The organism is Streptomyces sp. SM11, assembly GCF_002910905.1.
GTDB lineage: Bacteria > Actinomycetota > Actinomycetes > Streptomycetales > Streptomycetaceae > Streptomyces.
On the sequence record NZ_NEUE01000305.1, the window covers coordinates 14153 to 38853 of the forward strand.

19 protein-coding genes are annotated in these 24701 nt (G+C 71.0%); 5 read left to right on the top strand and 14 right to left on the bottom strand.

Annotated elements, in window-relative coordinates; genetic code table 11:
* Positions 1–418: 418 nt before the first annotated feature.
* Together B9S58_RS35590 and B9S58_RS35595 are read right to left on the bottom strand one after the other, a co-directional pair.
* Complete coding sequence (locus B9S58_RS35590) at positions 419–1459, bottom strand: carboxymuconolactone decarboxylase family protein (protein WP_103535990.1); 1041 nt, start codon at positions 1457–1459, stop codon at positions 419–421.
* Complete coding sequence (locus B9S58_RS35595) at positions 1456–1794, bottom strand: hypothetical protein (protein ID WP_103535991.1); 339 nt, start codon at positions 1792–1794, stop codon at positions 1456–1458. The genes B9S58_RS35590 and B9S58_RS35595 overlap by 4 nt, the downstream gene beginning before the upstream one ends.
* Before the next feature lie 314 nt (positions 1795–2108).
* Here B9S58_RS35595 and B9S58_RS35600 point away from each other — a divergent pair, with 314 nt between their 5' ends.
* Positions 2109–3290: an acyl-CoA dehydrogenase family protein gene (locus tag B9S58_RS35600; RefSeq protein ID WP_103535992.1), complete on the top strand. Its 1182-nt coding sequence runs from the start codon at positions 2109–2111 to the stop codon at positions 3288–3290.
* Between the two features lie 55 nt (positions 3291–3345).
* On the opposite strand, the gene B9S58_RS35605 is transcribed toward B9S58_RS35600, so the two are convergent.
* The 3 genes from B9S58_RS35605 to B9S58_RS35615 all read right to left on the bottom strand — a co-directional run bounded on the left by B9S58_RS35605 (position 3346) and on the right by B9S58_RS35615 (position 7904).
* Positions 3346–4602, bottom strand: coding sequence for a cytochrome P450 (locus tag B9S58_RS35605; RefSeq protein ID WP_103535993.1), 1257 nt, complete (start codon positions 4600–4602; stop codon positions 3346–3348).
* Between the two features lie 54 nt (positions 4603–4656).
* Positions 4657–5661 carry a methyltransferase gene (locus tag B9S58_RS35610; RefSeq protein ID WP_308457943.1) on the bottom strand — a complete coding sequence of 335 codons (1005 nt, stop codon included), beginning with the start codon at positions 5659–5661 and terminating at the stop codon, positions 4657–4659.
* A 134-nt stretch (positions 5662–5795) separates the two neighbouring features.
* On the bottom strand, positions 5796–7904 hold the full coding sequence (locus B9S58_RS35615) for an MMPL family transporter (protein ID WP_103535995.1): 2109 nt from the start codon (positions 7902–7904) through the stop codon (positions 5796–5798).
* A 257-nt stretch (positions 7905–8161) separates the two neighbouring features.
* Here B9S58_RS35615 and B9S58_RS35620 point away from each other — a divergent pair, with 257 nt between their 5' ends.
* Positions 8162–10795, top strand: coding sequence for an AMP-binding protein (locus tag B9S58_RS35620; RefSeq protein WP_146063604.1), 2634 nt, complete (start codon positions 8162–8164; stop codon positions 10793–10795).
* 79 nt (positions 10796–10874) lie between these two features.
* Entirely contained in the window at positions 10875–12494 is a 1620-nt protein-coding gene (cmdF, locus tag B9S58_RS35625) for a tyrosine 2,3-aminomutase (RefSeq protein WP_219818944.1), read from the top strand.
* 108 nt (positions 12495–12602) lie between these two features.
* Here the strand turns inward: cmdF and B9S58_RS35630 are convergent, their stop codons facing one another.
* From B9S58_RS35630 to B9S58_RS35640, 3 genes are all read right to left on the bottom strand, one after another.
* Positions 12603–12884 (bottom strand): phosphopantetheine-binding protein, encoded by a 282-nt coding sequence (locus tag B9S58_RS35630; RefSeq protein ID WP_103535998.1) that lies wholly within the window; start codon positions 12882–12884, stop codon positions 12603–12605.
* 48 nt (positions 12885–12932) lie between these two features.
* The gene (locus B9S58_RS35635; RefSeq protein WP_103535999.1) at positions 12933–14315 is read right to left on the bottom strand and encodes a condensation domain-containing protein; all 1383 of its coding nucleotides are present in this window, start codon (positions 14313–14315) and stop codon (positions 12933–12935) included.
* A gap of 70 nt (positions 14316–14385) precedes the next feature.
* Complete coding sequence (locus B9S58_RS35640) at positions 14386–15714, bottom strand: MFS transporter (RefSeq protein WP_258045228.1); 1329 nt, start codon at positions 15712–15714, stop codon at positions 14386–14388.
* Positions 15715–15940: 226 nt separating this feature from the next.
* Between B9S58_RS35640 and B9S58_RS35645 the strand changes: the two genes are divergently transcribed.
* Positions 15941–16363: an SgcJ/EcaC family oxidoreductase gene (locus tag B9S58_RS35645; RefSeq protein WP_103536000.1), complete on the top strand. Its 423-nt coding sequence runs from the start codon at positions 15941–15943 to the stop codon at positions 16361–16363.
* Between the two features lie 221 nt (positions 16364–16584).
* A complete protein-coding gene (locus B9S58_RS35650) occupies positions 16585–17421 on the top strand; it encodes an alpha/beta fold hydrolase (protein ID WP_103536001.1) in 837 nt (278 codons plus the stop codon).
* 67 nt (positions 17422–17488) lie between these two features.
* Here the strand turns inward: B9S58_RS35650 and B9S58_RS35655 are convergent, their stop codons facing one another.
* The 6 genes from B9S58_RS35655 to B9S58_RS35680 form a co-directional block, all read right to left on the bottom strand.
* On the bottom strand, positions 17489–19072 hold the full coding sequence (locus B9S58_RS35655; protein ID WP_181009565.1) for a 4-hydroxyphenylacetate 3-hydroxylase family protein: 1584 nt from the start codon (positions 19070–19072) through the stop codon (positions 17489–17491).
* 38 nt (positions 19073–19110) lie between these two features.
* Positions 19111–19320, bottom strand: coding sequence for a DUF6052 family protein (locus tag B9S58_RS35660; protein ID WP_103536002.1), 210 nt, complete (start codon positions 19318–19320; stop codon positions 19111–19113).
* Positions 19289–20620, bottom strand: coding sequence for a phenylacetate--CoA ligase family protein (locus tag B9S58_RS35665; protein ID WP_258045230.1), 1332 nt, complete (start codon positions 20618–20620; stop codon positions 19289–19291). The genes B9S58_RS35660 and B9S58_RS35665 overlap by 32 nt, the downstream gene beginning before the upstream one ends.
* A 61-nt stretch (positions 20621–20681) precedes the next feature.
* Positions 20682–22247, bottom strand: coding sequence for an MFS transporter (locus B9S58_RS35670; RefSeq protein WP_103536003.1), 1566 nt, complete (start codon positions 22245–22247; stop codon positions 20682–20684).
* 49 nt (positions 22248–22296) lie between these two features.
* A complete protein-coding gene (gene rfbB / locus B9S58_RS35675) occupies positions 22297–23295 on the bottom strand; it encodes a dTDP-glucose 4,6-dehydratase (RefSeq protein ID WP_103536004.1) in 999 nt (332 codons plus the stop codon).
* The gene (locus B9S58_RS35680; RefSeq protein ID WP_103536005.1) at positions 23292–24674 is read right to left on the bottom strand and encodes a nucleotide disphospho-sugar-binding domain-containing protein; all 1383 of its coding nucleotides are present in this window, start codon (positions 24672–24674) and stop codon (positions 23292–23294) included. The genes rfbB and B9S58_RS35680 overlap by 4 nt, the downstream gene beginning before the upstream one ends.
* Positions 24675–24701 lie beyond the last annotated feature (27 nt).

The window sequence follows — 24701 nt, forward strand, 5'->3', positions numbered from 1 at the left end:
AGGATGCCTATCCCGTGATCGTTTTCGCAGGTCAGAGGCGTGCGGGGGTTGCGCCCTCTCTGTGCATCCAAGGGACCTCGGCTGACGGTCCGTTGGGACCGCCCTGCGGTCCTCGCGCAAGCGCTGCGGTCCTCGGGGGACTTACCTCGCCCCGGTTCCAACTCCGCTGCGATCGGTGGCTGATGACGAAGGCGGCAAGGCGTGGCTGATGTCCGTTCAGCTTGCGGTGGCTACTGCGGGCCCGCCGTATCCGCTACTCGGACCTGGTCGACGTGCTGTGGCTGATGCCTCATCAAGGGCCGGTGGTCGCTCGGGAACGTCTTTCTCGTCCACCAACCCGCCCCACCGCTCCCACGCAGGGCAAAGGCACTTCTACCGGCGCTCGCGACCCCACGCTCCGCCCGTGGCACCCGACCGATCACACAGGGCCGCCGCCCCGTGGCACGGTGATCCGGCCTCCGATACGAACAGCGGTCCTCAGGGCGGCCCAGGACGTCAGCTCGATGAGTTCACGGTCCGTGGGGAATCGGCTCCTGAACGCCTCGACGTCCTCGGGGAGGACCTGGTAAGGCGCGAAGGCGGTCAGCAAGGCCAGCCGGGCGGTGGGCACGTCCTCGGTCGGCAGCCCCGCCACGGCCCCCTGCAGCCACCCCCTGCCGAGCCCGGGGGCTGTTCCGTCCCACCCGTCGAAGCGAGAGCGCAGCCGCTCCACGACCGGCTCGGGCACCCAGTGCGCCCCCTGCTCGACGGCGGCGAAGGCCCGCCCCAGGGCGTCGGCCACGAAGGGACTGTTCCGGGCCCACTCCAACCCCGGTGGCAGCGGGGCCGGCGGTAGCAGGGCAAGCGACTCGCCCGGAGTCAGCGGCCCCGGGGCGACGGGGCGCATGGCCAGGGCGGTAGTGCGCATGATGGGTCCGCGCAGAGGTGTCGGAGTGCGTGCGGGCATGGGAGATTCGGCGAGGAAGAGCGACACCATGCGGTTGATGTAGTGGAACGTCACGACGGTGCCGCCGAGTTCGGGCACCTCTTCGTCCGTGGGCAGGAAGGGGTGCCCGCCGCCTGCCGCATCGCCCTGGTCGCGCCGTCCGGCTGTCCGGGCCCACTCGATGAGCCCGGAGCCGATCCCGTCCGGCGGCAGCGTCCCGAGGACCGCCTGGTGCACATGGACGCAGTACGGGCAGTCGTTGGCACGCGACACCTCAGTGGCGACCGTCTCCTTCACCGCGCGGCTCACCCGCCCGTCGACCAGCAGGGTCTCCCGCAGCATCAGCCACGTCGCGGCCAGCGACGCGGCGGCGGGCGAGTGGAGGGCCAAGGGCGGCGCGAGCACCCCGAACTCGTCCTGCGACTCCCGGTAGACCCGCGCCACCAGACCTCGGGCACGCCGCGGGGCGACCACGTCCACGTACCGCACCTGCCGGAGGGAACCCCGCAGCACAGCCCGCACGAGCGGCCTCATCCCCGTCGCTCCTTCTCGTGACGCTCGCCGGGTTCCCTCGCCGGACACGGCTCGTCCGGTACGCCCCCCGGGCGTACCGGCCCGCTGTCGGGGCCCCACGTCCCCGTCCCCGGAGCTTCGAGGCGGTCCTTCGACGCGATGCAGTCGGGACCGAGCACCATCTGTTCCATCAACAGGCCGACCAGCGCGGTCGCCGCGCCCTGGGCGGTGGCCGCGCTGTACTCGACGGACGAAGCCGCCGCCGCGCCGAGGACCGTGCCGGCCGGCGTGGTGGGGGTGGTGGGGGTGGGTGCCGCTCCGGCCGGCACCCGGGACGGGCGGTCGCTGTCGCTCATGGGCTGCCTCCCTGACAGGGCCGGGCCCCGGTTCCGGCATGCCCGACGACCCACGTCGGCGCCGGCCGTGACTCCGGCCGAGAAAGCACATTCTCGACCGGCCGTCCCGGTCCGGGCTTCTCGTGGCATGCGCTCTCGCACGGGGGAGCACGAGGGCGCACGAGAGCGCGGGACGACCGGCAATGGAGGAGATGCGGTACTCCCGCGACTCGGTGAACGATGCGTGGGCAGGGCGACGCCGTCCTGACCGATGCGCGCAGACGCTTGCTTCCGCATGCCGCGGACAGGGCGTCTCATGATTCCTGGAGGATCGAGTGGACCTCACGTCTACGCCCGCCCGCACCGAACTGGTCGAACGAGCCTCGAAGCTGAGGCCGCTGCTCCAGTCGCACGTGGCATGGAGCGAGGAGAACCGGCGACTGCACGAGGAGTCGGTCGAGGCGATGGCCGAGGCCGGCATCTTCCGCCTGCGCGTACCGGCCCGCTACGGCGGCTACGAGTCCGACGCCCGCACCCTGGTGGACGTGGCGGCCGAACTGGCCCGCGGAGACGGATCGGCCGCGTGGACGGCGTCGGTGTGGTGGATTCCCACCTGGATGGCGGGTCTTTTCCCGGACCACGTCCAGGACGAGGTGTTCTCCCGGCCCGACGTCAGGGTGTCCGGCACCCTCAGCCCCGGCGGCATGGCGGCTCCGGCCGACGGCGGCGTCGTGGTGAACGGCAAATGGGGTTTCATCAGTGGCGCCTGGCACAGCCACTGGCAGGTGCTGATCGCGGTCTCGCCCACACCCGACGGCGGCATGCAGCCCGTGATGGCCCTGGTGCCGACGGACCAGCTGCAGATCGTCGACGACTGGTACACCTCGGGCCTGCGCGGCTCCGGGAGCGTCACCACCATCGCCTCGGACGTCTTCGTCCCCCAGGAGCGGGTCCTTCCGCTGGGCGCGGTGCTCCAGCAGCAGTACGCCTCCGAACTCAACGCCGGCTCCCCGATGTTCCGGGCGCCGATGCTGGCTGTCGCCTCCGCCTCCTCGGTCGGCACCATGACCGGCCTGGCCGCGGCCGCCCAGGACGCCTTCCGCGGCCGGTTGGAGGGCCGGAAGATCACCTACACCGACTACGAGGACCAGAGCGCGGCGCCCATCACCCACCTGCAACTCGGCGAGGCGACCCTGCTGGCCGACGAGGCACGGTTCCACGCCCACCGGCTGGCCGACCTGGTCGACTCCAAGGGGGCCACGGGCGAGGCGTGGACGCTGGAGGAGCGCGTGCTGTGCCGCGGCCTGCTGGGCCGGGCCTGCCGACTGGGCAGGGAGTCGGTGGACATCCTCGCGTCGGCGAGCGGCGGCTCCTCGATCTACGGCAACGTCCCGATCCAGCGCGTGCAGCGCGACGCGCAGAGCATCACACTGCACGCGCTGATGAATCCGAGCACCAACCTGGAGCTGTACGGCCGGGTCCTGTGCGGCCAGAGTCCCAACACCCTGTACGTCTGAGCTGCCACGCCGCCGGCCCGGGACCGCGGTCCCGGGCCGGCGGCGTACGAGGGCTTCAGGGCCCGACGGTGACGGGAAAGGTCTCAAGACCGCGGACGACCCAGCGATCGCGGTAGACGGGTGGCTCGGACACGGTCAGCCCAGGGAACCGGCGCAGCAGCCGAGGCAGTGCGATCCGCGCCTCCAGGCGGGCCAGCGGGGCCCCCAGACAGAAGTGGCCGCCCGCGCCGAAGCTCAACGGCCTGCTGACCTCCGAGCCGTCCCGGGCGGGGGCGAAGCGGCCGGGGGCGAAGCGGCCGGGATCGGAGTAGCGGCCGGGATCCCGGTTCGCGGCGGCCAGGATCAGGATCAGCTTGGAGCCCGCCGGTACGGGCGTGCCCAGCAGGTCGAAGTCCTTCGCCGCCCAGCGGCTGGTGACGTGGACCGGGGGCTCGAACCGCAGGATCTCCTCGACGAAGCCGTCGGCGAACTCGGGCTCGGTGCGCAGCCGGGCGGCGTACGCCGAGTGCTCCAGAGCGATCATCACCCCGTGGCCGATCAGGAAACTCGTGGTCTCGAACCCCGCTGTGAGCAGCACCATCATGGTGCCCATCAACTCGTCGTGGCCCAATCGCTCCGGGGTGCTGTCGTGGACATGGGCGAGCAGCGTGACGAGGTCGTCGGCGGGGGTGCGACGGCGACGGTCCAGCAGGGCGGCGAAGTAGCCGCTCATCTCGTCCATCGCCGCGTCCGCCCCCGCGAGCGCGGCCGGATCGGTGAAGCCGTCCGTGGCCACGGCGACCCGGGAGGCCATGTCACGGAACCACACCTGATCCTTCTCCGGGAAGCCGAGCAGCTCGCTGATCACCGCGACGGGCAACCGGGCGGCGAACTCGGTGATGAGGTCCACCGGGGAGCCCGCCGAACCGAGACCGGCCATCCGGTCGAGCAGCCGGTCGGTCATCTCCTCGATCACTCCGTGCATCCGGCGGACCTTGGGCGGGGTGAACGCGAAGCTCACCACGTGGCGCAGCCGCGCGTGATCGGGCGGGTTGCTGTAGAGCATGGAGCTCGTGAACCCCCGGACCGAGGAGTGCGAGCGCCAGGACGGGAAGACGACGTCGTAGCTCCTGCCGTCCTGGACGCGCAGTGACGGCTCCCGCAGCGCGCGGTCACACGCGTCGTGGCCGACCACGGCGAAGCGGCCGGGTTTGGTGGGCACCACCTGCCCGTGCGCGCGGATCGACTCGTAGAGCGGGTAGGGGTCCTGACGCCCACCCGCCGTGCCCAGCGCGTCGAGCGCCTCGACCGGTGACATGACCGGGCCGGTCATTCGCTGTCTCCTTGTCTGCCGTGCTCCGCGTCGCGTACGGGAGGGAGGAGGGCCTCAGACCGCGGACATGTGGATGATCGCGGAAGGGCCCGCGGGGTGTACGGCGACGATCCGGAGCCCGGCCTCGGCGGCGAGCGCGGAGAACGCGTCGACGCCCCGCTCCTTGGCTCCGTAGACGCACAGCATCCGCAGGTCCATGCCGGTGTGCGGGGTGTCGCCCGCCGCGCCGATCGACTCGATCACGAACACCGAGCCCGTCGTTCCCGCCGCCCGGGCGCAGCGCCGCAGGATCGCGACGCACGACGCGTCGTCCCAGTCGTGCAGGACCAGGGAGAGCACATAGGCGCCGGCGCCGGACGGAAGCGGTTCGAAGAAGCTTCCGGTGACCGCGTTCGCGCGGCCGTCGAGACCGGCTGCCGCGAACGACTCCTTCGCGCGCTGCACCGCGTCGGGCAGGTCAAGGACCGTCCCGCGCAGCGAGGGGTACGCGGTCAGCAGCGCGGTCAGCAGGGACCCGTCGCCGCCCCCGACGTCGACCACACGGCCGGCCGACGCCCAGTCGAAGCCGGCGACGATGGCCGGCGCCCGGGTGGCGACGTCCTCGCCGAGGAGCCGGTTGAAGGACTCGGCGCGTTCCGGGTCGGCCGCCAGGTCCTCCCAGAAGGAACGGCCGTAGCGGAGAGGGAAGGCGGCCTTCCCCGTCCGTACGCTGTGCAGCAGATCGACGAAGGACAGTTCGCCTCTGCCGGCCCCCTCCATGTCGAACCAGGCCCGGACACCTGCCGGGTGGTCCTCGCGCAGCGGACGGCCCAGCGGGGACAGGGTGTAGCGGCCGGACGCGTCACGCTCCAGCAGGCCGCGGACCGTGAGGTAGCGCAGCAGCCGGTCGAGCGCGTCCTCATGGGCGTCGACCGCCTCGGCAAGCTCCCGGGCCGTGTGCCTCCCGGACTCGATGTGGTCGGCGATGCGTAGCGTCGCGGCGACGCGCACGGCCATCGGTGTGCCCAGGTTCGCCATCGACCACAGTTCAGCGGCCTTGCCGTCCTCATCGCCCAACACGGCTGTTCCTTCCGGGAGTCGGCCTGCGGCCGGTGGGTCACCATCGTCGCGCCAAGCCGCTGGCATCCCATCTTCTCGATTGCGCAGTCGGGGGGCGGACGGCCCGGGGTGACCGGCCGTCCGCCCCGCGGACCTCAGCCCACCGGCTCCGACGCGCGGCCCTCTCGGGCGGGAGCCCGGACCCCGGGCGCCTTCGACAGCGCGCCCGGCCACCAGAACCGGGTCCCCAGGTCGAGTGCCAGGGCCGGGAGGAGGATCGTCCGTACGAGGAAGGTGTCCAGCAGGATGCCGAGGCCGACCACGACGCCCATCTGCGCCATCGGTACCAGGGGCAGCGAGGCGATGACGGCGAACGTCGCGGCGAGGACCACACCGGCGCTGGTGATGACGCCGCCGGTGGTGGTCAGACCGGTGAGTACGCCCTTGGCGTGTCCGTGCAGGGCCACTTCCTCCTGCACGCGGTGCATGAGGAAGATGTTGTAGTCGATGCCGAGAGCGACCAGGTACACGAACCCGAGGAGCGGCACCGACCAGTCGACGCCGGCGTGCCCCATCACGTTCTCGAAGAGCAGGTTGGACGCGCCCAGCGCCGCGAAGAACGACACGACCACGGTGCCGAGCATGATCAGCGGTCCGACGACCGAACGCAGCAGCCAGATCAGGACGAGCAGGACGACGAGCAGGACCGCGGGGACGGTGACCCACAGATCGCGGACGGAGGCGCGCTGGGTGTCCAGGCTCTGGGCGGTCGTCCCGCCCACGAGGGCGTCCGTGTTGTCACGCAGGGCGTCCACGGTGTCCTTGGCCCCGGCACTGTCGGGGACGTCCTCCAGCACCACGGACAGGAGCGTCAGCTCTCCGTCGGGGGTGGCGGGGCCGTCCTGGACGGACACCACGCCCTCGGTCTCCTCGGCGGCCCGCCGCACCTCGGCCACGTCCGCGGTGGGCGCCACGACGGTCGCGGGGTCGGAGGAGCCCGACGGGTAGTGCGCGGAGATGCGCTCCTGGGCGACGACGGACTCAGGCTTGGTCTGGAGCAGTTCGCTCTGGGTGAGGCCCATGTCCAGGCCGAGGGAGCTGAGGGCGAGGAGACCGGTCGCGGCGAGGGTCAGCACCCAGGCGCGGCGGGGCCGGGCGGCCGTCGCGGAACCGATGCGCTCCCAGCGGCTGTGGGACGCGGGCGCCTCGGGGGCGGCGGCGTCCTCGGGCGTCCAGCGGGGCACGAAGGGCCAGAACACCCAGCGGCCCATGATGACGAGCAGCGCGGGCAGGATCGTGACCATGGCGAGGAAGGCGCAGACCACGCCGATCGCGCCGACCAGACCCATGGAGCGCGAGGAGTTGACGTCCGCGAGGACCAGGCAGACGAGACCGATGGCGATGGTGCCGGCGGAAGCCAGGATCGCGGGGCCCGAGCGCCGCAGAGCGGTCTTCATGGCGACGTGCCGGTCCTTCTCACGGCGCAGTTCCTCGCGGTAGCGGGCGATGAGCAGCAGGGCGTAGTCCGTGCCGACGCCGAAGACGAGAACCATCAGGACGCCGGAGCTCTGCGGGTCGACCGGGAGGCCGGCGTACTTGGCGAGCATGTAGGTGCCGACCTGGGTCAGCACAGAGGCGAAGCCGACGGCCAGGATCGGCAGGAGCCACAGGATGGGGGAGCGGTAGGTGATCAGCAGCAGGAGCGCGACCACCAGGCCGGTGACCATCATCAGCATGGAGTCGAGCGACTCGAAGGCTCCCGCGGCGTCGGTCGTCGAACCCGCGGGCCCGCCGACCTCGACGGTGACGCCCGGAGGGGCGTTGGCGTCCGCGACGTCGCGGACCTTCTTCGTCGTGGCGACGATGTCCGCGTCACTGATCAGCGGCACGACGACCATGAGCGCCTGGCCGTCCTCCGACTCCAGGGGCGCTTCGACGGTCTCTCCCTCAGCGGCCAGCTCCTGGAAGGCGGCGACGTCCTTCTCCGCCTTGGCGCGCCCTTGCGCGGACAGCGAACCGTCGGCGCTGTAGATCACCACGGCCGGCATCAGCTCGTCGGCGCGGAACTTCTCCAGCTCCTTGTTCAGCTCCGCCGATTCGGAACTCCGCGGCAGGAACGCGTTGGCACTGGTGTCCTGGACATCGGCGAGTTTCCCTGCCAATGGGCCGAGCGCCATCGCGAGGATGAGCCAGGCTGCCAGGACCAGCCATTTTCCGCGTCTGTCACCGGGCACACCACTGGGGCGCTTGAACCAGGCTTGCAAGGGGGACTCCTTCGGGGCACGTCACAGCTTCCGCGATGGCCGGGAGTGCCGGGTGGGGCCGCTCTGCACGGCCGTGCCGACGCGCCCGGCGGGGCCCTCATGGTCCCCAACTTCCCCCGGGGGAAGTCAACTTCCAGATTGCTGAGTTGGTCCGCGGAGGTTTACCCGACCTTCCGGCGGGGCTCCGGGGGAGCTCCGCACACCAGGAGACGCGCCCCGTACGCCGCCGCCCCAAGATTGGCGTTGTGGCGAATGACGTGACTGTGACCGATCCGGACCGGGGCCTTCGACCGGCCCCCGGATCTGCGGCGTTGCACCGGTACGAGGCCTACCGAGTGACCGGCGGTCTCGACCTGGACGCCCTGCGGAAGGCCTGGCGGGCCACCGCCGGAGACGGTGCTCCCCTGGAGCCGGCGGCGGTCGGGAGGGCCGCCGACAGGCAGTTCGGGGACGGGGAGCTGTGCGCCCGGTGGGCGGCCCTGCCTTTCACCGGAGGCGACACGGCTGCCAGGCTCCACATCGCCCGCAGAAGCCGGGGCGAGCACCTGTTGCTGTTGGTGGCCCCCGACGCCGAGGCCTGGGAGCGGCCGTCCGGAGCGCTGCCGATCACCCTGTCCGATGCGTACCGCGCGGTCGTGACCGGCCAGAGGCCTCCCGGCTCGACGCGCCGGGGGGCGTCCCCCGCGCACCGGGGCGAGGAGCCCTCGAAGCCCGCCGCGACGACCGCGCCCGGGCATCTGGTCCTGCCGGCCGACCGGAGCCGCCCGCACCTGCCCCCGCACGCGGGGAGCACCGTCGCCTTCGACTGGGGCCCGGAGCCGGGTCGGCGTACCGCACGGCTCGCCGAAGCGGAGGGGGTCACGCCCGCGGCTGTGCTGCTGGCCGGTTTCCGGGCCCTGGTCCGCCACTACGCCGGGCTGGACGACGGCTCCCTGTCCGTCACCTTCCGGGAATTGCTGCACGCCACGTCGGACCCCGGGTCGCGGCCCCACCGGATCGAACAGGCCGACGCGGTGTTCGTCCACCGGGACCCGGCACACGCCGCGCTGCGGCTGCCGGGAGCGCGGGTGCGGTCGCTGCCCGTGCACAACGGCACGGCCGCCGCCGATCTGACCCTGGTCCTCCAGGGCACCGAGCCCCGCACCACCGGCTTCCTGGAGTACCGCACAGCCCTGTTCGAAGCCGCCTCGGCCCGGCGGTTGCTGGAGCAGCTGGCCACCCTCCTGGCCGCCGCGACCGCCGACCCCGGCACGGCGATCGGCGAACTGCCGCTGGAGGAGGTACGGCACCGGGAACTCGCGCTCCGCGCCTCGGACGGCCGGACGGCCGAGGCGGCCGGGACGGATGCGGTCCACGTCTCGGTACGCCGCCATGCCGGACAGGACGGCGCCGCCGTCTCGTTCGGCGGCGCGGGCACGGGGTACGGGGAGTTGACCGCGCACGCTGCCCGGATCGCCGAGGCACTCACCGCGGCCGGGGTCAGCCCCGGCTCGCCGGTGGCGGTGCGGATGGAACCGGGCCCCCGCCGGATCGCCGTGCTGCTGGGAGTCCTGGAGGCCGGCGCCCACCTGGCGTGGTTCGCCCCGGGCGTGGGGGGCGAGAGGCACAAGTCGATGCTGCGCGATCTGCGCCCCGCCTGCATGGTGCTCGACGGCGGCCCGCAGGAGGACCCGCTGGCCGGGTGGTACGCCGACGAACCGGGCGCCCGTCTGCTGGACGCCTCCCGGGCGGTCGGTACCGGGGCCGACGCGTCCGGCGGCACCGCGGCGACGACCGGTGCGCCCCCGGACCCCTCCGGCCTCGCCTATCTGGCGTTCACCTCCGGGTCCACCGGACGTCCCAAGGGGATCGCGCAGTCGCATGCCGCACTGGCGCAGTTCGCGGGCTGGATGGGCAGCCGTTTCGCGATGGGACCGGGCGCGCGGGTGGCGCAGTGGGTCTCCCCGGAACACGATCCGGCGCTGGCCGAGGTCTTCGCGACCCTCGTGGCCGGGGGGACGCTGTGTCCGGTGCCGGAGCGTGTCCGGGTCAATCCGGACAAGCTGGTGCCGTGGCTCGTCAAGGAGGGCATCACCCATCTCCAGACCGTGCCGAGCTTCGCCCGTGACCTCCTGGGGGTGATCAACGACTCCGGTGCGGACGACCGGCCCCACGCGTTGAGCCATCTGCTCCTGATGGGCGAGGCGCTGCCCGGCGAACTGGTGGAGGGGCTCCGCACGGCACTGCCGCGCACCCGGCTGATCAACCTCTACGGCCCCACCGAGACCATCGCCGCGACCTGGCACGAGATCACCGGGCCGACCGCGGGGCCGGTCCCGATCGGGCACCCCCTGCCCGGCCGCCAGGTCGTCGTGGTGGACGAGCACGACCGAGTGTGTCCCGCCGGCGTCACCGGCGAACTGGTGGTGCGATCCCCGTATGTGACGCCCGGCTACCTCACCGTCGCCGGCGGCCCGCACCACGATGCGTTGTTCAGGCCCGTCGCCGGGTTCGTCCCCGACGGCGACCGGTGGTACCGGACCGGAGACCTGGCGCGGCTGCGCTTCGACGGCGCCCTGGAGTTCCGGGGCCGCAGCGACTTCCAGATCAAGCTGTTCGGGAACCGGGTGGAGCTCACCGAGATCGAGGCAGCGCTGGCCCGGGACCCCTCGGTCCTGGAGTGCGCGGTCCTTCCCCACGCCAACGGACAGGGCCTGGTGACCCGCCTCGGCGTGTACGTGGTGCCGCGAGGCGACCCCGAGAGGGACGCGCGCGAGGACGTCCAGGCCTGGCGGGCCCATCTGCGCCGCCAGTTCGGGCCCCTCGCGCTGCCCGCAGTGTTCACCCGCCTGACCTCGCGCCTGCCCCGCAACGCCGCGGGAAAGGTGGACCGTTCCCGGCTCGCCCGTTGAGCCGCCCTTCCCGCGCCGCCCCCGACCTCGCTCTTCCGCCCCTGTCGTACCCCCGGCCCCGGCCGCTACCAATGGAGTGATGGCATTGACCCAAGTCGAGACCGAGAACGTCCCGGTTTCCTTCGACGGCGAGACGCTGACCATCGACGCTGTACGCCGCGTCGCGGAAGAGGGCGCGACGGTCGGTGTACCGGCCGAAGCCGTCGCGAAGGCTCGCAAGAGCCGGGAGATCTTCGAGGGGATCGCCGAACAGAACATCCCCATCTACGGCGTGACCACCGGTTACGGCGAGATGATCTACATGCAGGTCGACAAGTCGAAGGAAGTCGAGCTCCAGACCAACCTGGTACGCAGCCACAGCGCCGGCGTCGGTCCGCTCTTCGCGGAGGACGAGGCGCGGGCCATCGTCGCCGCCCGACTGAACACCCTGGCCAAGGGGCACTCCGCGGTACGCCCTGTGGTCCTGGAGCGTCTCGCGCAGTATCTGAACGAGGGCATCACCCCCGCCATACCCGAGATCGGGTCGCTGGGCGCGAGCGGTGACCTGGCGCCGCTCTCCCACGTCGCGAGCACCCTGATCGGTGAGGGCTACGTCCTGCGCGAGGGAAGGCCGGTGCCGACCGCCCGGGTACTGGCCGAACGGGGCATCGAGCCGCTCGAACTACGCTTCAAGGAGGGCCTGGCACTGATCAACGGCACCTCCGGGATGACCGGCCTGGGCTCCCTGGTCGTCGGGCGCGCGCTGGAACAGGCCCAGCAGGCCGAGATCGTCACCGCGTTGCTCATCGAGGCCGTACGCGGTTCCACCAGCCCCTTCCTCCCCGAGGGGCACGACATCGCGCGGCCGCACGAGGGGCAGATCGACACGGCGGCCAACATGCGGGCCCTGATGCGCGGCAGCCGGCTGACGGTCGAGCACGCCGACCTGCGTCGCGAGCTGCAGAAGGACAAGGAAGCCGGCAAGGACGTCCAGCGCTCGGAGATCTACCTGCAGAAGGCCTACTCCCTGCGGGCCATCCCGCAGGTGGTCGGCGCGGTCCGCGACACCCTCTACCACGCACGCCACAAGCTGCACATCGAGCTCAACTCGGCCAACGACAACCCGCTCTTCTTCGAAGGGAAGGAGATCTTCCACGGCGCGAACTTCCACGGCCAGCCGATCGCGTTCGCCATGGACTTCGTGACCATCGCGCTCACTCAGCTCGGCGTACTGGCCGAGCGGCAACTCAACCGGGCCCTCAACCGCCACCTCAGCTACGGCCTGCCGGAGTTCCTCGTCGCCGGGGACCCGGGCCTGCACAGCGGGTTCGCCGGCGCCCAGTACCCGGCCACCGCCCTGGTCGCCGAGAACCGTACGATCGGCCCGGCCAGCACCCAGAGCGTCCCGTCCAACGGCGACAACCAGGACGTGGTGAGCATGGGCCTCATCGCGGCCCGCAACGCCCGCCGGGTCCTGTCGAACAACAACACGATTCTCGCGGTGGAGTTCCTGGCCGCCGCCCAGGCGGTCGACGTCTCCCACCGGTTCGACGGCCTGAGCCCGGGCTCGAAGGCCACGTACGAGGCGATACGCGCCCTGGTTCCGACGCTGGGCGTCGACCGCTACATGGCCGACGACATCGAGCTGGTGGCCGCCGCGCTGTCCCGCGGCGAGTTCATCGGGGCGATCGCCCGGCACACGGACATCAAGCTGCACTGACCCGCCCCGCGGCATTCGGCGCACGGCTGAGGCGGTTCACCCGATGGGGGTGAACCGCCTCAGCCGCGTGGTGCCGGGCGCTGCGGGGAGGCGGCGCCCGGCACGGCCTCACCCCGCCCGGGAACCGTCCGCGCCCGCCGCTTCGGCCGTTCGGACGACCGCCGCGATGAAGGTCGGCAGATCCGGGTCGTCGAAGAGGACGCCGACATCGACCCAGATGTCCAGCTCCTCCTGGATGCGTGTGGCGATGCGCACGGCGGAGACGGACTGGCCGCCCAGCTCGATGAACGTCGCACCGTCCTCACCGGTGGCGCCGAGAACGCCGGCCCAGATCCTGGTGACCTGCTCCTCCAGGGAGGATCCGGCCGCTGCGTCGGGAATGGTGGCCACTGGATTTCCTTTCTTCGGGCGGGCTCTGCCCCGCCGGCCGGACCGGCGTCAGGGATTGAGGGGGGCGTCCGGCTGCGCCACGGACTGCTCCAGCAGATCGAGATAGTCGGCCAGGAAGGCCGCCATCGTCTCGTCCTTGAACCGGTTGGTGTTGTACCCGAGGCTTCCGGCCATGGACCCCGAGGAGTCGATGTGGACCGACCACAGCACTCCGTCGGGAATGTCCGAGCCCTCCGGCTGCGACAGCTGCCGCTCCCAGATCTTCGAGTACGTCAGGTCCCCGGCCTGCTCGCTTCCGTCGGAGGCCGGCGCGTGCACGGCCTGGAAGACCGAGATCTGGTGGTCGTCGGACGCCGCCGTCGCCATCAGCTCGGGAACCTGCGGTATCAGCTGCGAGAACGGCAGCTCGTGGGTGAACGCCTGACCGCAGGTGGTGCGCGTGCGCAACACCACCTCGCGGAAGGACTCACAGCCCGCGAGGTCGGTGCGCAGCGGCAGGAAGTTGATGAAGGAGCCCACGGTGTCCTCGAACCGCGAGTTGTTCCGGCCTCCGGAGAAGGTGGGAACCGTGATGTCCAGCTCGCCCGTCCTGCGGTGGAGCAGCACCTGGTAGGCGGCGAACATCGTCATGAACGGCGAGCACTTGGCCGCCCGCGAGAACTCCAGGACGGCATCGGCCAGCTCCCCGCGCACAGCGAACCGCAGCCACGCGGTGCCCTTGGGCAGGCCCGCCGAGCGCGGCATGTCCGTCTGGATCCCGGTGATCCGCGCCCCTTCCAGGCGGGTACGCCAGAAGTTCTTCGACACCGCGGCCCGCGGCGCCTCGGCCGCCGAGCGCTCCCAGCGTGCGAACTCCGCGTGCTGCGTCGGCTCGGGCAGCTCGGGGACCGGGTGACCACGCCGGGCGGCGTAGAGGTTGAGCAGATCGCGCGCGACGACGTGCATGGCCCAGGCGTCCACCGCCGTGTGGTGGGCGATGAGCGCCAGCACCGAGTCCTTCTGGTCGAAGCGTCCCAGCACGGCACGGAGCAGCGGCATCTCCCGCACGCTCAGCCCGGTGGACTCGACCTCGTTGAGCAGTTCCTCACTGCGCCGGACCCGCTCGGACTGGTCGATTCCACCGAGGTCGCGGACCTCCAGTCGCGCGGGCCCCGCGGGCAGGACCACCGGCCGGTGCGTGGCGCCCTCGCGGACCAGCGAGGTCCGCAGGGCCTCGTGGCGCACGACGACATCGCGCAGTGCCTCGCGCAGGGTCTCCTCGTCGACCTCACCGGTGAGCCGCCAGGCCCCGACGATGTGGTACATCGGACCGAACGGGCCGACGTCGGCACCGTCGTTACCGCTGTCGAACATGCACAGGAACTCCTGGTGGAACGAGAGCGGCGGCGCCGCACCGTCCTGGGGCTGCTCGATGGTGTCGGACGTCGTCATGGTGTCAACCTCTCATCGGGAACGTCGCCGGCGCTCGGTGCCGGACGGAGTGACGGAGCCGCGCGGCCGGTCATCCGGCGGTGCGGGCGACGGCGGGTTCGGACACCGGGCCGCTGCCCGGGGCCGACGGGTCGCGGCGGTACAGGCGGCGCTCCCACACCGTGGCCGGCCAGGCGAGAAGGACCGCGGCCATCACGGCGGCGATGAACCAGCCGGATGCGCCCCGCTCGTCGGAGTAGGCGGCCAGCAGCGGGCCCGCCCCGCCGAGGAGTGCGGTGGTCGAGGCGTGCGGCAGGCCGATGCCCAGGCCGCGTATCTGGGGCGGAAAGATTCTGGAGAGCATCTTGGGCAGCACCATCGTGACGCAGCCGAGGAAGATCACTCCGGTGCTGTAGGTGAACGCCAGGCTGACGAACGAGTCCTGGACGGTGAGGTAGGCGTACGATCCCACGGCGGCGAAGACGACGCTGGACACGATGAGGAACCTCCCCGGATCCACCCGGTCGGCGAGCAGCCCCAGGGGGACCTGGAGCGCGATCACCGAACCGGTCACGCAGACCACCACCCAGAACATCGTCTGCGAGCCGATCAGCCGGTGGCCCATCGCCGGGACCGCGGTCGACCACGTTCCGCCTATCACGCCCAGGCCAGCCACGAACATCACGGCCAGGAGCACCTGCCGCCGATGGGCACCGATCAGTTGGCGCAGCGAGCCGCGCCGGGCGCGGGGGCGCACCTCGCGTCGGAAGACCTCGGTCTCGGTGAGACGACGGCGCAGCACCAGCAGGATCACGCCGAAGACACCGCCGAGGAGGAAGGGCACCCTCCAGCCCCAGGCCTCCATCGTCGCGGTGCCCAGCCACGTTCCGAGTCCCGCGCCGAGCAGGGAGGCGACGAAGGGGCCGGCCATGGTCGTCACGGAGAACAGGCTGCTGTAGAGGCACCGGCGGTTCTTCGGCGCGATCTCCATCAGGTAGGTGGCGGCCGCCGTCCACTCCCCGCCCGACGAGATGCCCTGGGCGAGCCGGGCCAGCAGCAGCACCAGCGGCGCGAGGATCCCGATGTGCTCGTAGGTCGGGACGATCGCGATCAGCGTCGAGCCGCCGGTCATCAGGCCGATCGCCAGCATCAGGGCGGGCCGGCGGCCGCGCCGGTCGGCGAGGCGGCCGAGCAGAACACCGCCGATCGGCCGGAACAGCATGCCGGTGCCGAAGACCGCGAACGCGCCGAGCAGAGAGGTGAGCGGATTGGACGACGGGAAGAACTGGGCCGCGAACAGCGGCGCGAAGAGCCCGTAGGCCAGCCAGTCGAACGACTCCACGAAGTTTCCCACCACGGTCGCCACCACGGAGCGTCGGTGCGATGCCTCCGGCCGCACCGAACGATTGACAGCGGGCATCGAGCCTCCGTGCGTAAACGTGTGCGAAGTCCTTGACACCGCAGATCGTCGCACCGGGGCCGGGGCCGCAGCTTCTTCCAGAATGCGCGACTTGTTATGGCCGTGAAGTGACTGGCGGAGGGCGCAACGCAGGAGATGCCCCGGCCTGGGGCGTGCTGCCAGCGTCGGGCCCAGGCAGGGCTGTCGGCCGTGCCGCATCCGCCATCCAACGGACGGGAACCGAGATATGACCAGCAGCAACTCGACCTCCTCCGCTCCGACCGCGGCCCTGGCCGCGGTCGCCGCCCTTCCCGCACGCATCGTGGCCGCGTGGGCCGCCCACGACGCCGACGCCTTCGCGGAGGTGTTCGCCGAGGACGGCACGATGATTCTTCCGGGCCTCTACCGCAAGGGCCGTGAGACCATCCGCACGCACATGGGGGCCGCGTTCGCGGGCCCCTACAAGGGCACGCGCGTCATCGGCAGCCCCATCGACGCGCGTCTGCTCGGCGACGGGGTCGCCCTGCTGATCACCGAAGGAGGCATCCTGGCCCCCGGTGAATCCGAGCCGAGCGGCGACGGCGCCGTACGGGCTTCCTGGCTGGCCGTCGAGCAGGACGGGCAGTGGCGTCTGGCCGCGTACCAGAACAGCCCCCGCGAGAACGGCTGACCGACCCCGCGCAGCCGGTTCGCGACCGGAGACACTTGCGCATTCCTGAAGATGCGGGCCGGGCCGGAAGCCGTGACAATGTCCGGGAGGTCGGGGCACGCCGTCGAGCAGCGGCCGGCGTGCCCGATCCGGTCCCGATCCCGGCAGGACCGATTACTTTTCCACCGAACGTCGGTCTCCATGTCGGCAGCACGGCCCACAACGTGAATCTGAGGGAAAGTATGTCTTCAACCCGCGAGAAAGCAGCCAAGGTGGAATCGACGACGGTATCGGCCGACGGCACCAGAATCGCCTTCGAGAAGTCGGGCGGCGGGCCGGCGGTGATCCTGGTCGCCTCCGCCCTGGCCGACCGCTCCGACACCAAGAAGCTCGCAGGTCTCCTCGCCGAGCACTTCACGGTGATCAACTACGACCGCCGGGGCCGCGGCGCCAGCGCCGACTCCACCGCGTACGCGGTGGAGCGGGAGATCGAGGACATCGCGGCGCTGATCGACCACGCTGGCGGTTCGGCGTCCGTGTTCGGCAGCTCGTCCGGGGCGGTGCTCGCCCTGCGCGCCGCCGCCGCCGGCCTGAAGGTGGACAAGCTCGCGCTCTACGAGCCGCCGTTCTCCGTCACCAGCGACGGTTTCGGCCCGCCGACCGGTTTCGCCGAGCAGATCGACACCCTGATCGCGCAGGACCGGCGCAGCGAGGCGGTCAAGGCGTTCATGGTCAAGGCGCAGGGCATGCCCTCGTTCATGGTCGGCTCCATGCGGCTGATGCCCGGCATCTGGTCCGGGCTCAAGGGCATGGCCCACACACTCCCCTACGACATCGCGGTGATGGGCGACACCCAGCAGGGCAGGCCGCTCTCTCCCGAGCAGTGGTCGTCGGCGTCCGCCCCGACCCTGGTGCTGACCGGTTCGAAGAGCCCCGACGGCTTCCAGCGCGCCGCGAAGGAGCTCACCGGGGTGCTTCCCCACGCGAGTCACCACACACTGAACGGGCTCAACCACGGCGCTGTGGCCATGGCGCCGAAGAAGCTCGCCCCGGAGCTCATCGAGTTCCTGCGCGGCTGAGCCTTCTCCCGACGACGGATCGCGGCCCCCGGACACGACGTCCGGGGGCCGCGATCCGTCGTCGGGGTCACCCGCCGTTGAGCAGGTCGCGGGAGGCGGAGCGCAGCCCGTGGAACGATTCGAGGTCGGGCGCCGTCCATCCGTCCAGGTCGTACTCGTCCATGCAGGCCTCGGCGAACTCCTTGTAGGAGTCCAGCTTGCCGCTCGCGGTCTGCGAGAGCAGCAGCTCTATACGGGTGTTCTCGTGGTTGCCGGAGTAGTTGCGCTCGTACAGCTCGTGCCGGCCGCCGAACTCGGAGCCCACCGCGTCCCACAGAAGCTTCATCACCTTGACCCGCTCGACGGCGCCGACGCCGTCGCTGCCGCGCAGGTACTTCTGCAGGTAGGGACCGGTCTCCGGGTTGCGGAAGTCCTCGGTGGAGGAGTTGACGTACATCAGCCCGCTGGCGACGTCCTGCTGGACGATCTCCAGGATCCGCGGGTATCCGAGCTGCATGAACCAGCGGTAGGCCATGCCGGCCTGGGGGTTGGGCAGGAGCGTACCGTTCTTCCACGGAACGGGATTGCGCGCGGCCGCGTCCGACAGGGACCAGAAGAGGTTGCGCCAGGCCAGGACTTCGCCGAGCCGGGTCTGTACGCCGCGGAAGTCCTTCGCCCCGGTGACGTCGAGCGCCTTGGCCAGCAGCCCGGCGATGAACTCCAGTTTGACGGCGAGCCGGGTGCACCCGTGGAAGGTGGCACGCTCGATCATTCCCGATTGCCCGGCGAGAAGGTGCACCTTGCCCAGGTTGCCGTAGACGAACACGTTCTCCCACGGAATCAGCACCTCGTCCAGTACGAGGATGGCGTCGTTCTCGTCCAGCCGTGAGGAGAGCGGATTGTCGAACGGGCTGCCCGTCATCGCGGCGGTGGCGGAGTAGGACGGACGGCAGATCACCTTGAGGCCGGCCGCGTCCATCGGGACGGTGGCGACCAGGGCGAACTTGCGGTCCTTGATGGGCAGTCCCCAGTGCGAGATGAACGCGGCGTGGGTGAGGGCCGAACCGGTCGCGACGACCTTGGCCCCGCTCACCACCAGACCGGCGTCGGTCTCCCGCTCGACGTGGATGAAGACGTCGCCCACCTCGTCGGCGGGCAGCGACCGGTCCACCGGAGGGTGCAGGAAGGCGTGGTTCCAGTACAGCACCTTCTCCTGCGACTCCCGGTACCAGCGCCGCGCGTTGTCCGCGAACGGCTCGTAGAAGTCGGCGTTGACCCCCAGGGTGCCGAGGAACGAGGCCTTGTAGTCGGGGCTGCGTCCCATCCAGCCGTAGCTCTTGCGCGCCCAGGAGGCGATTGCGGCCTGGTCCCTGACCAGGTCGTCGACGCTGCGCGGCGCGGTGAAGAAGCGGTGGGTGAACCCGTTGCCGGAGTCGGTCGGTGCCGTCAGCACCTCACGCTGGGCGGGGTCGTGCAGGCTGTCGTACAACCGGGCTGTCATCCGGGCCGGGTTGTGGAACGCGGGATGCGCGGTGACGTCCTTGACGCGGCCTCCGTCGAGGTACACCTCCCGCGCGTCCCGCAGACTCTCCAGATACTCCGCGCCGGTCAGCGGCCGGGTGCCGGAACTCTCCGCGGCCGGGCTCGCCTCTCGCTCTGTACCGTGGGACACCGGTCTCCCCTCCTTCTGGCCCGGCGAGCCGGGGTGGGTCAGGCCGTGAGGCTGCTGTCGAGCCCCCGGTAGTACTCGAACTCCACGGCCTGGCCGTCCAGGGCGATACGGAGTTCGGCGCGGGCCGCCCTCACTGCGGCGAGGACGGCCGGAACCGTGCAGCTCTGCTCCAGCCGGCCCAGGGTCCGGTAGCTCTCCAGAAGCTGTTCCGCCTGCTCAGGCGTGAGAGGTGAGTTCGCGCTCGTCATGAAGCCGTGCCGCCTTCCACTTCGATCGGGGGAGGCTGCCCGCGGGGGTCAGCTCAACCTGGGGCCGTATGCCTATCTCACGCTTGAACTCCTCGGTGATGCGGCCGCACAGGCTCTCGGCGGCCTCGCCGGTGAGATCCCCCGCCTCGACCTTGACGTGGATCGTGTCGAGTCCGCGAACGGTTCTGATGGACGAGTGGAACTCGTTCACCTCGGCGAATCCGCGCAGCACGTCCTCGATCATCACCGGGGTGATCGAGACGCCGCGTATCTTGCGCATGTCGTCCACGCGCCGCAGTATGCCGCCGTCGTAGAAGTCCCACGTCCGGCCGCAGCCGCACTCGCTGTGGGGTCGCTTGACCACGACGTCCTCGGTCCAGTGCCGGAAGAGCTGCATCCCCTCACGGTTCAGCCCGGTGGTGACCCGGACGCCCTCCTGGCCGTAGCCCACCGGCTGTTCGGTCACCGGGTCGAGCACCTCCTCGATGCACGAGGGCTCGATGATGTGGCAGGCCCCACGGCGGTCGGTGCACTCGAACATGAACACCCCGCCGAACTCGGTGGTGCCCGCCGCGTTGAAGACCCGCGCGCCGAAGGCCTCCTCGATGGTGCGGGTGGTGAAGGCGGAGCGCGGCTCGGCCCCGGCGAGGATGATCTGGACGTTCGCCTCGCGGGCGAGGTCGACGCCCATCTCGCGTGCCGTCTCGATCAGCCGCATGGCGTAGCTCGGCGTGAGGCCGAGCACCTCTATCCGGTAGTCGACCAGCAGTCGCACGCGGGAGCGGGAGTCGAGACCGCCCGCCGGAACGACCGTGGCACCCATGCGTTCCAGGCCGTAGTGCATGCCCCAGAACCCGGCGAACAGGCCGTAGCCGAACGCGACCAGACCCTTGTGGTGCGGACGGACGCCCATGCTGTGGAGCGCCGTGCAGAAGGTGTCCACGCACCATGCCCAGTCGCGTTCGGTGTCGAACGTGCGGATGGGGGGGTTGCCACTGGTCCCGCTGGTCTGGTGGTGACGTATCCCGAGTGCCGGATCGAGCGAGGGCCAGGTGCCGTACGGGGGAGCCGTCGCCTGAGCGGCGAGCAGGTCCGCCTTGCGCAACAGGGGTACCCGCGCGGCGTAGTCCTCCATGGAGGTGATGCCCTCGGGCAGGCGTTCCCGCCAGAAGGGGGAATGCCGCCTGGCGTGTTCCATGGCGTCCTGAAGCCTGCGCCACTTCCACTCCGCCAGCTCCTTGCGAGGCATGGTCTCCGCCGTGCTGTTCCAGTACTCCACTACGCCTCCGATGCCGTGCACGTGCACCCCAGGAGGTGATCCTCATACCTGGGCGCCGGTCCGTGCATCTTCGGGAATGCGGTCATGAGGCCGGTTGTACGTCGCTCTCGACCTGCTCCTCGCCGGGCCCGTGGTCCATGGCGGAGATGTCCCGGAGCCGGGTGCCGATGAGCACGGCCAGGGCGACGGAGAACACGGCGCAGACGGCGGCGACGGACTGCACACCGGTGGTGAAGGCCGCACGTGCCGACTCCAGCAGGGCTCCGGCACTGTCCGGGCCCAGCTGTCCGGCCGTGTGCAGTGCGCCCGTGATGCTCTCCCGCGCGGCGTCCGCCTCCCCGGCCGCGGAGCCGGCCGGCACATCGACTCGCGCGCTGTACACGGCGGTACTCAGGCTGCCCAGCCCCGCGATGCCGAGCGCGACACCGAACTCGCCACCGGTGGACGACAGCGACGAGGCGGCGCCCGCCTTCTCCGCGGGCGCGGCCCCCAGGATCGCCCCGGTGGTGATCGGACCCACCGGGGAGGCGCCGAAGTAGATCAGGGTGGTGGCCGTGATCAGGAGCGCGGTGTCGTCGCCCTCCACCTGGGTGATCAGGAGCTGGCCGACGGCCGCGATCAGCAGGCCGCCCAGCAGGACTCTCGACGGAGGCATCCGCTGGGCCAGAAGGTTCGACAGCAGTACACCCACGACGAGGGCGCAGGCGGGGATCAGGAGCCAGAGACCGGCGGCCAGCGGCGAGTGTCCGGCGACCGTCTGGAGGTAGAGCGCGACCATCAGTCCGGTTCCGCCCATGATGACGGCGTTGACCAGACTGACCGTCAGCCCCGCCCGCAGGGTGCGGTTGGCGAACAGGCCGAGGTCCAGCATGGGATCGGCCAGCCGTCGCTGCCGCAGGACGAACACCACACCGAAGACCGTGCCGAGCACCACCGCGCCGACGGCCAGCGGCTCCCACCCGTTCCTGGCGAGCTCCTTCAGCCCGTAGATCACCGGCAGCACGGTCGCCAGGGACAGCACAGCGCTCAGCAGATCCAGCCGACCCGCGTCGGGGTCGCGGGACTCGGTCAGCAGCACCGGCCCGGTGACCACCACGAGCAGCATCACCGGAACAGCGATGAGGAACACCGAGCCCCACCAGAACGCCGCGAGGACCAGTCCGCCCACCGCGGGCCCGAGGGCGACCCCGGCCATCATCGCGCTCGCCCACACGGCGATGGCGGTGCCCCGCTCCTTGGGGTCGGTGAACATGTTGCTGATCAGCGCGAGTGTCGAGGGCATCACCGTGGCCCCGGCGACACCGAGGACGGCGCGGCTGACGACGAGCATCGCCGCACTGTCGGAGAAGGCCGCGACGGCGGAGACGGCCGCGAACACGGCCGCGCCGCCGAGCAGCAGTCTGCGGCGGCCGATCCGGTCGCCGAGGGTGCCCATCGTCACCAGGAACCCGGCGATCGCGAATCCGTAGATGTCGGTGATCCACAGCTGCTGCGTGCTGCTCGCGCCGAGGTCCTCGCTCAGCTGCGGCAGGGCCAGCATCAGGACGTTGATGTCCAGCATCAACAGCATGGTGGGCAGGGAGAGGACGGCGAGAGCCATCCACTCTCGCCGTCCGGCGCGGGGCGTCGGCTCCTCGACAGCTGCCACGAGGGTTGCTCCATTCCTTGGGGGAGGTGCGCTGAGGTCGTGCGTGCCGTCAGCCGACGGCGTCCAGGAGGCCCGCAGCCGCCTTCAACGGCTGCCACCACGAGCGGTTCTCGTGGTACCACTTCACCGTCGCTGCCAGACCGTCCTCGAAGGCGATCAGCGGCTGGTAGCCCAGTTCCCGGTGGATCTTGGTGATGTCGAGCGAGTACCGGCGGTCGTGCCCCTGCCGGTCGGCCACCCGGTCCACGGAGGACCAGTCGGCACCGCACGCGGTGAGCAGGAGGTCGGTGAGCTCCTCGTTGGAGAGCTCGGTGCCGCCTCCGATGTGGTAGACCTCTCCGGCCCGCCCGGAGTTCATGACCATCTGGATCGCCCGGCAGTGGTCGGACACGTGCAGCCAGTCCCGGCGGTGGGCGCCGTCGCCGTACAGGGGCACCCGCATACCGTCGAGGATGTTGGTGACGAAGAGCGGGATCACCTTCTCGGGGTACTGGTAGGGCCCGTAGTTGTTGGTGCACCGGGTGACCACCACGTCCAGGCCCCGGGTTCGGTGCCAGGCCAGTGCCATCAGATCCGAGCCGGCTTTCGACGCCGCGTAGGGCACGTTGGGGGCCAGCGGGGTGTCCTCGGACCACGCCCCGGAGGCGATCGAACCGTAGACCTCGTCGGTCGACACATGGACGAACCGTCCGACGCCGTGCCGCAACGCCGCCTCCAGCAGCGTCTGGGTGCCGAGCACATTGGTCGTGACGAACCGGGTGGCGGTGTCGATGGAGCGGTCCACGTGGGACTCGGCGGCGAAGTGGACGATGACGTCCTGGCCGGCCACGGCCTCGTCGGCCACGAGGGGATCGACGGTGTCGCCCTGGACGAAGCGGTAGCGCGGATGAGCGGCGACCGGGGCGAGGTTGGCCGGGTTCCCGGAGTAGGTCAGCTTGTCCAGGACCGTGACATGGGCACCCTCCGTGCCCGGCAGTTCGCCGCGCAGCGTGGCCCGTACGAACTGCGATCCGATGAAACCTGCCCCGCCCGTCACCAGGATCCTCATCGTGCCGCCTCCTCGTAGCGCCGATGACGTTTCGTCAGTTCTACCAGTAGCGGCACCAGTTCGACCGGGCTGGGTGCTGAGTCACGGTCGTCGCGGATCCTCTCCGCGCCCTCGCGGAAGGCGGGTTCGGCGAGCACGCGGCGCAGCTCCTCACGGATCTGCTCGGCGGACTGCCTCTGGTGATCGATCCGGACTCCCGCGCCGTACTCGGTGACGACGCGGGAGGTGAGCGTCGCGGTGAGCTGCTTCTGGCAGGTGAAGTCCCACTCGATGCCGGCCGGGGTGTCCTCGGCGAACAGCAGCAACGGCTCGTCGGTGTCGCAGACCAGCTGCGGCACCCCGGCGGCGCTCGCCGCGGCGAAGGTACCGGTCGACCCGTGGTGGATGATCGCCGAGCAGGTCGGCAGCAGCTGGTCGAGCGGTACGTAGTCGAGGGTGTGGACGTTGTCCGGCAGCGGTCCGCTCTCCGCCAGCTGGTTGTCGTTCAGCGTCGCGATCACTTCGATGTCCAGCCCCGCGACGGCCTCCAGCAACTTGGCGGTGCGCCCCCAGTCGCCTTTGAGGAACGCCCTTGCCGACACCCCGAGCGACAGTGCCACCCGCGGCCGTGACGGCGGCGCGTACAGCCACGCGGGCATGACGCTCGCGCCGGTGTAGGGGACATAGCGCACCGGTACGTTCGTGAGCCCGGTCGGCGGGTTCATGGGCGCCGGGAACGGATTGACCGTCCACTGTCCGAGCAGCGTCTCGTCGTCGACCTCCACCCCGTGCCGCTCGGCCAGCGGCCGCAGCGTCTCGGCCAGCGGATTGGTGACCCCTGCCGCGGGTTCCGCCGCGGCGAACCGTTCGGTGGCCCAGCCGGTGTAGTCGGGGGCGACGAGTACCCGCGCGTGTGCCGCGCCGGTGACCCGTGCCGCGACCGCGCCGGAAGGGAACCAGGCATCCCACAGGACCAGATCGGGCTGCCACACCCGGGCGAACTCGATCACCTGGTCCACGTCCTGACGCGGCTGCGGCGGGTGGTAGTCCCGGATCGCCAGCAGGGCGAAGTGGTAGAAGACGTCCCAGGTGGGGCGCTCCTCCTCGCTGATCCCGAGGGCGCGCACATATCTCTCGGACTCCAGCGCGGTCGGCAGCATCGCCGCGAAGCCGGGGTCGTCACGGTCGTGGACCGCCAGCGGCTGCGGCTGCCCGCAGGTCACGGACTTCAGACCGGCGGCGGTGACGGCTTCGTGGAAGTCGGGGTCGGCCACACCGGTGGGGTAGCCCGGGGGAGCCACGACACACACGTCGTGGCCCGCGCTCTGCAGGGCCCAGGCGTAGGGCACCAGCGGCAGGAAGTGGGCCCGCGCCGGGAAGACCGTGATCATCACCCGCATGACGGCTCCCCTCGTCGGCAGCCGCCC

Coding starts and splice junctions, on each gene's coding strand:
- B9S58_RS35590 (WP_103535990.1), bottom strand. CDS start 1,459: ATGAGGCCGCTCGTGCGGGCTGTGCTGCGGGGTTCCCTCCGGCAGGTG.
- B9S58_RS35595 (WP_103535991.1), bottom strand. CDS start 1,794: ATGAGCGACAGCGACCGCCCGTCCCGGGTGCCGGCCGGAGCGGCACCC.
- B9S58_RS35605 (WP_103535993.1), bottom strand. CDS start 4,602: ATGACCGGCCCGGTCATGTCACCGGTCGAGGCGCTCGACGCGCTGGGC.
- cmdF (WP_219818944.1), top strand. CDS start 10,875: ATGGCATTGACCCAAGTCGAGACCGAGAACGTCCCGGTTTCCTTCGAC.
- B9S58_RS35635 (WP_103535999.1), bottom strand. CDS start 14,315: ATGACGACGTCCGACACCATCGAGCAGCCCCAGGACGGTGCGGCGCCG.
- B9S58_RS35640 (WP_258045228.1), bottom strand. CDS start 15,714: ATGCCCGCTGTCAATCGTTCGGTGCGGCCGGAGGCATCGCACCGACGC.
- B9S58_RS35645 (WP_103536000.1), top strand. CDS start 15,941: ATGACCAGCAGCAACTCGACCTCCTCCGCTCCGACCGCGGCCCTGGCC.
- B9S58_RS35650 (WP_103536001.1), top strand. CDS start 16,585: ATGTCTTCAACCCGCGAGAAAGCAGCCAAGGTGGAATCGACGACGGTA.
- B9S58_RS35660 (WP_103536002.1), bottom strand. CDS start 19,320: ATGACGAGCGCGAACTCACCTCTCACGCCTGAGCAGGCGGAACAGCTT.
- rfbB (WP_103536004.1), bottom strand. CDS start 23,295: ATGAGGATCCTGGTGACGGGCGGGGCAGGTTTCATCGGATCGCAGTTC.
- B9S58_RS35680 (WP_103536005.1), bottom strand. CDS start 24,674: ATGCGGGTGATGATCACGGTCTTCCCGGCGCGGGCCCACTTCCTGCCG.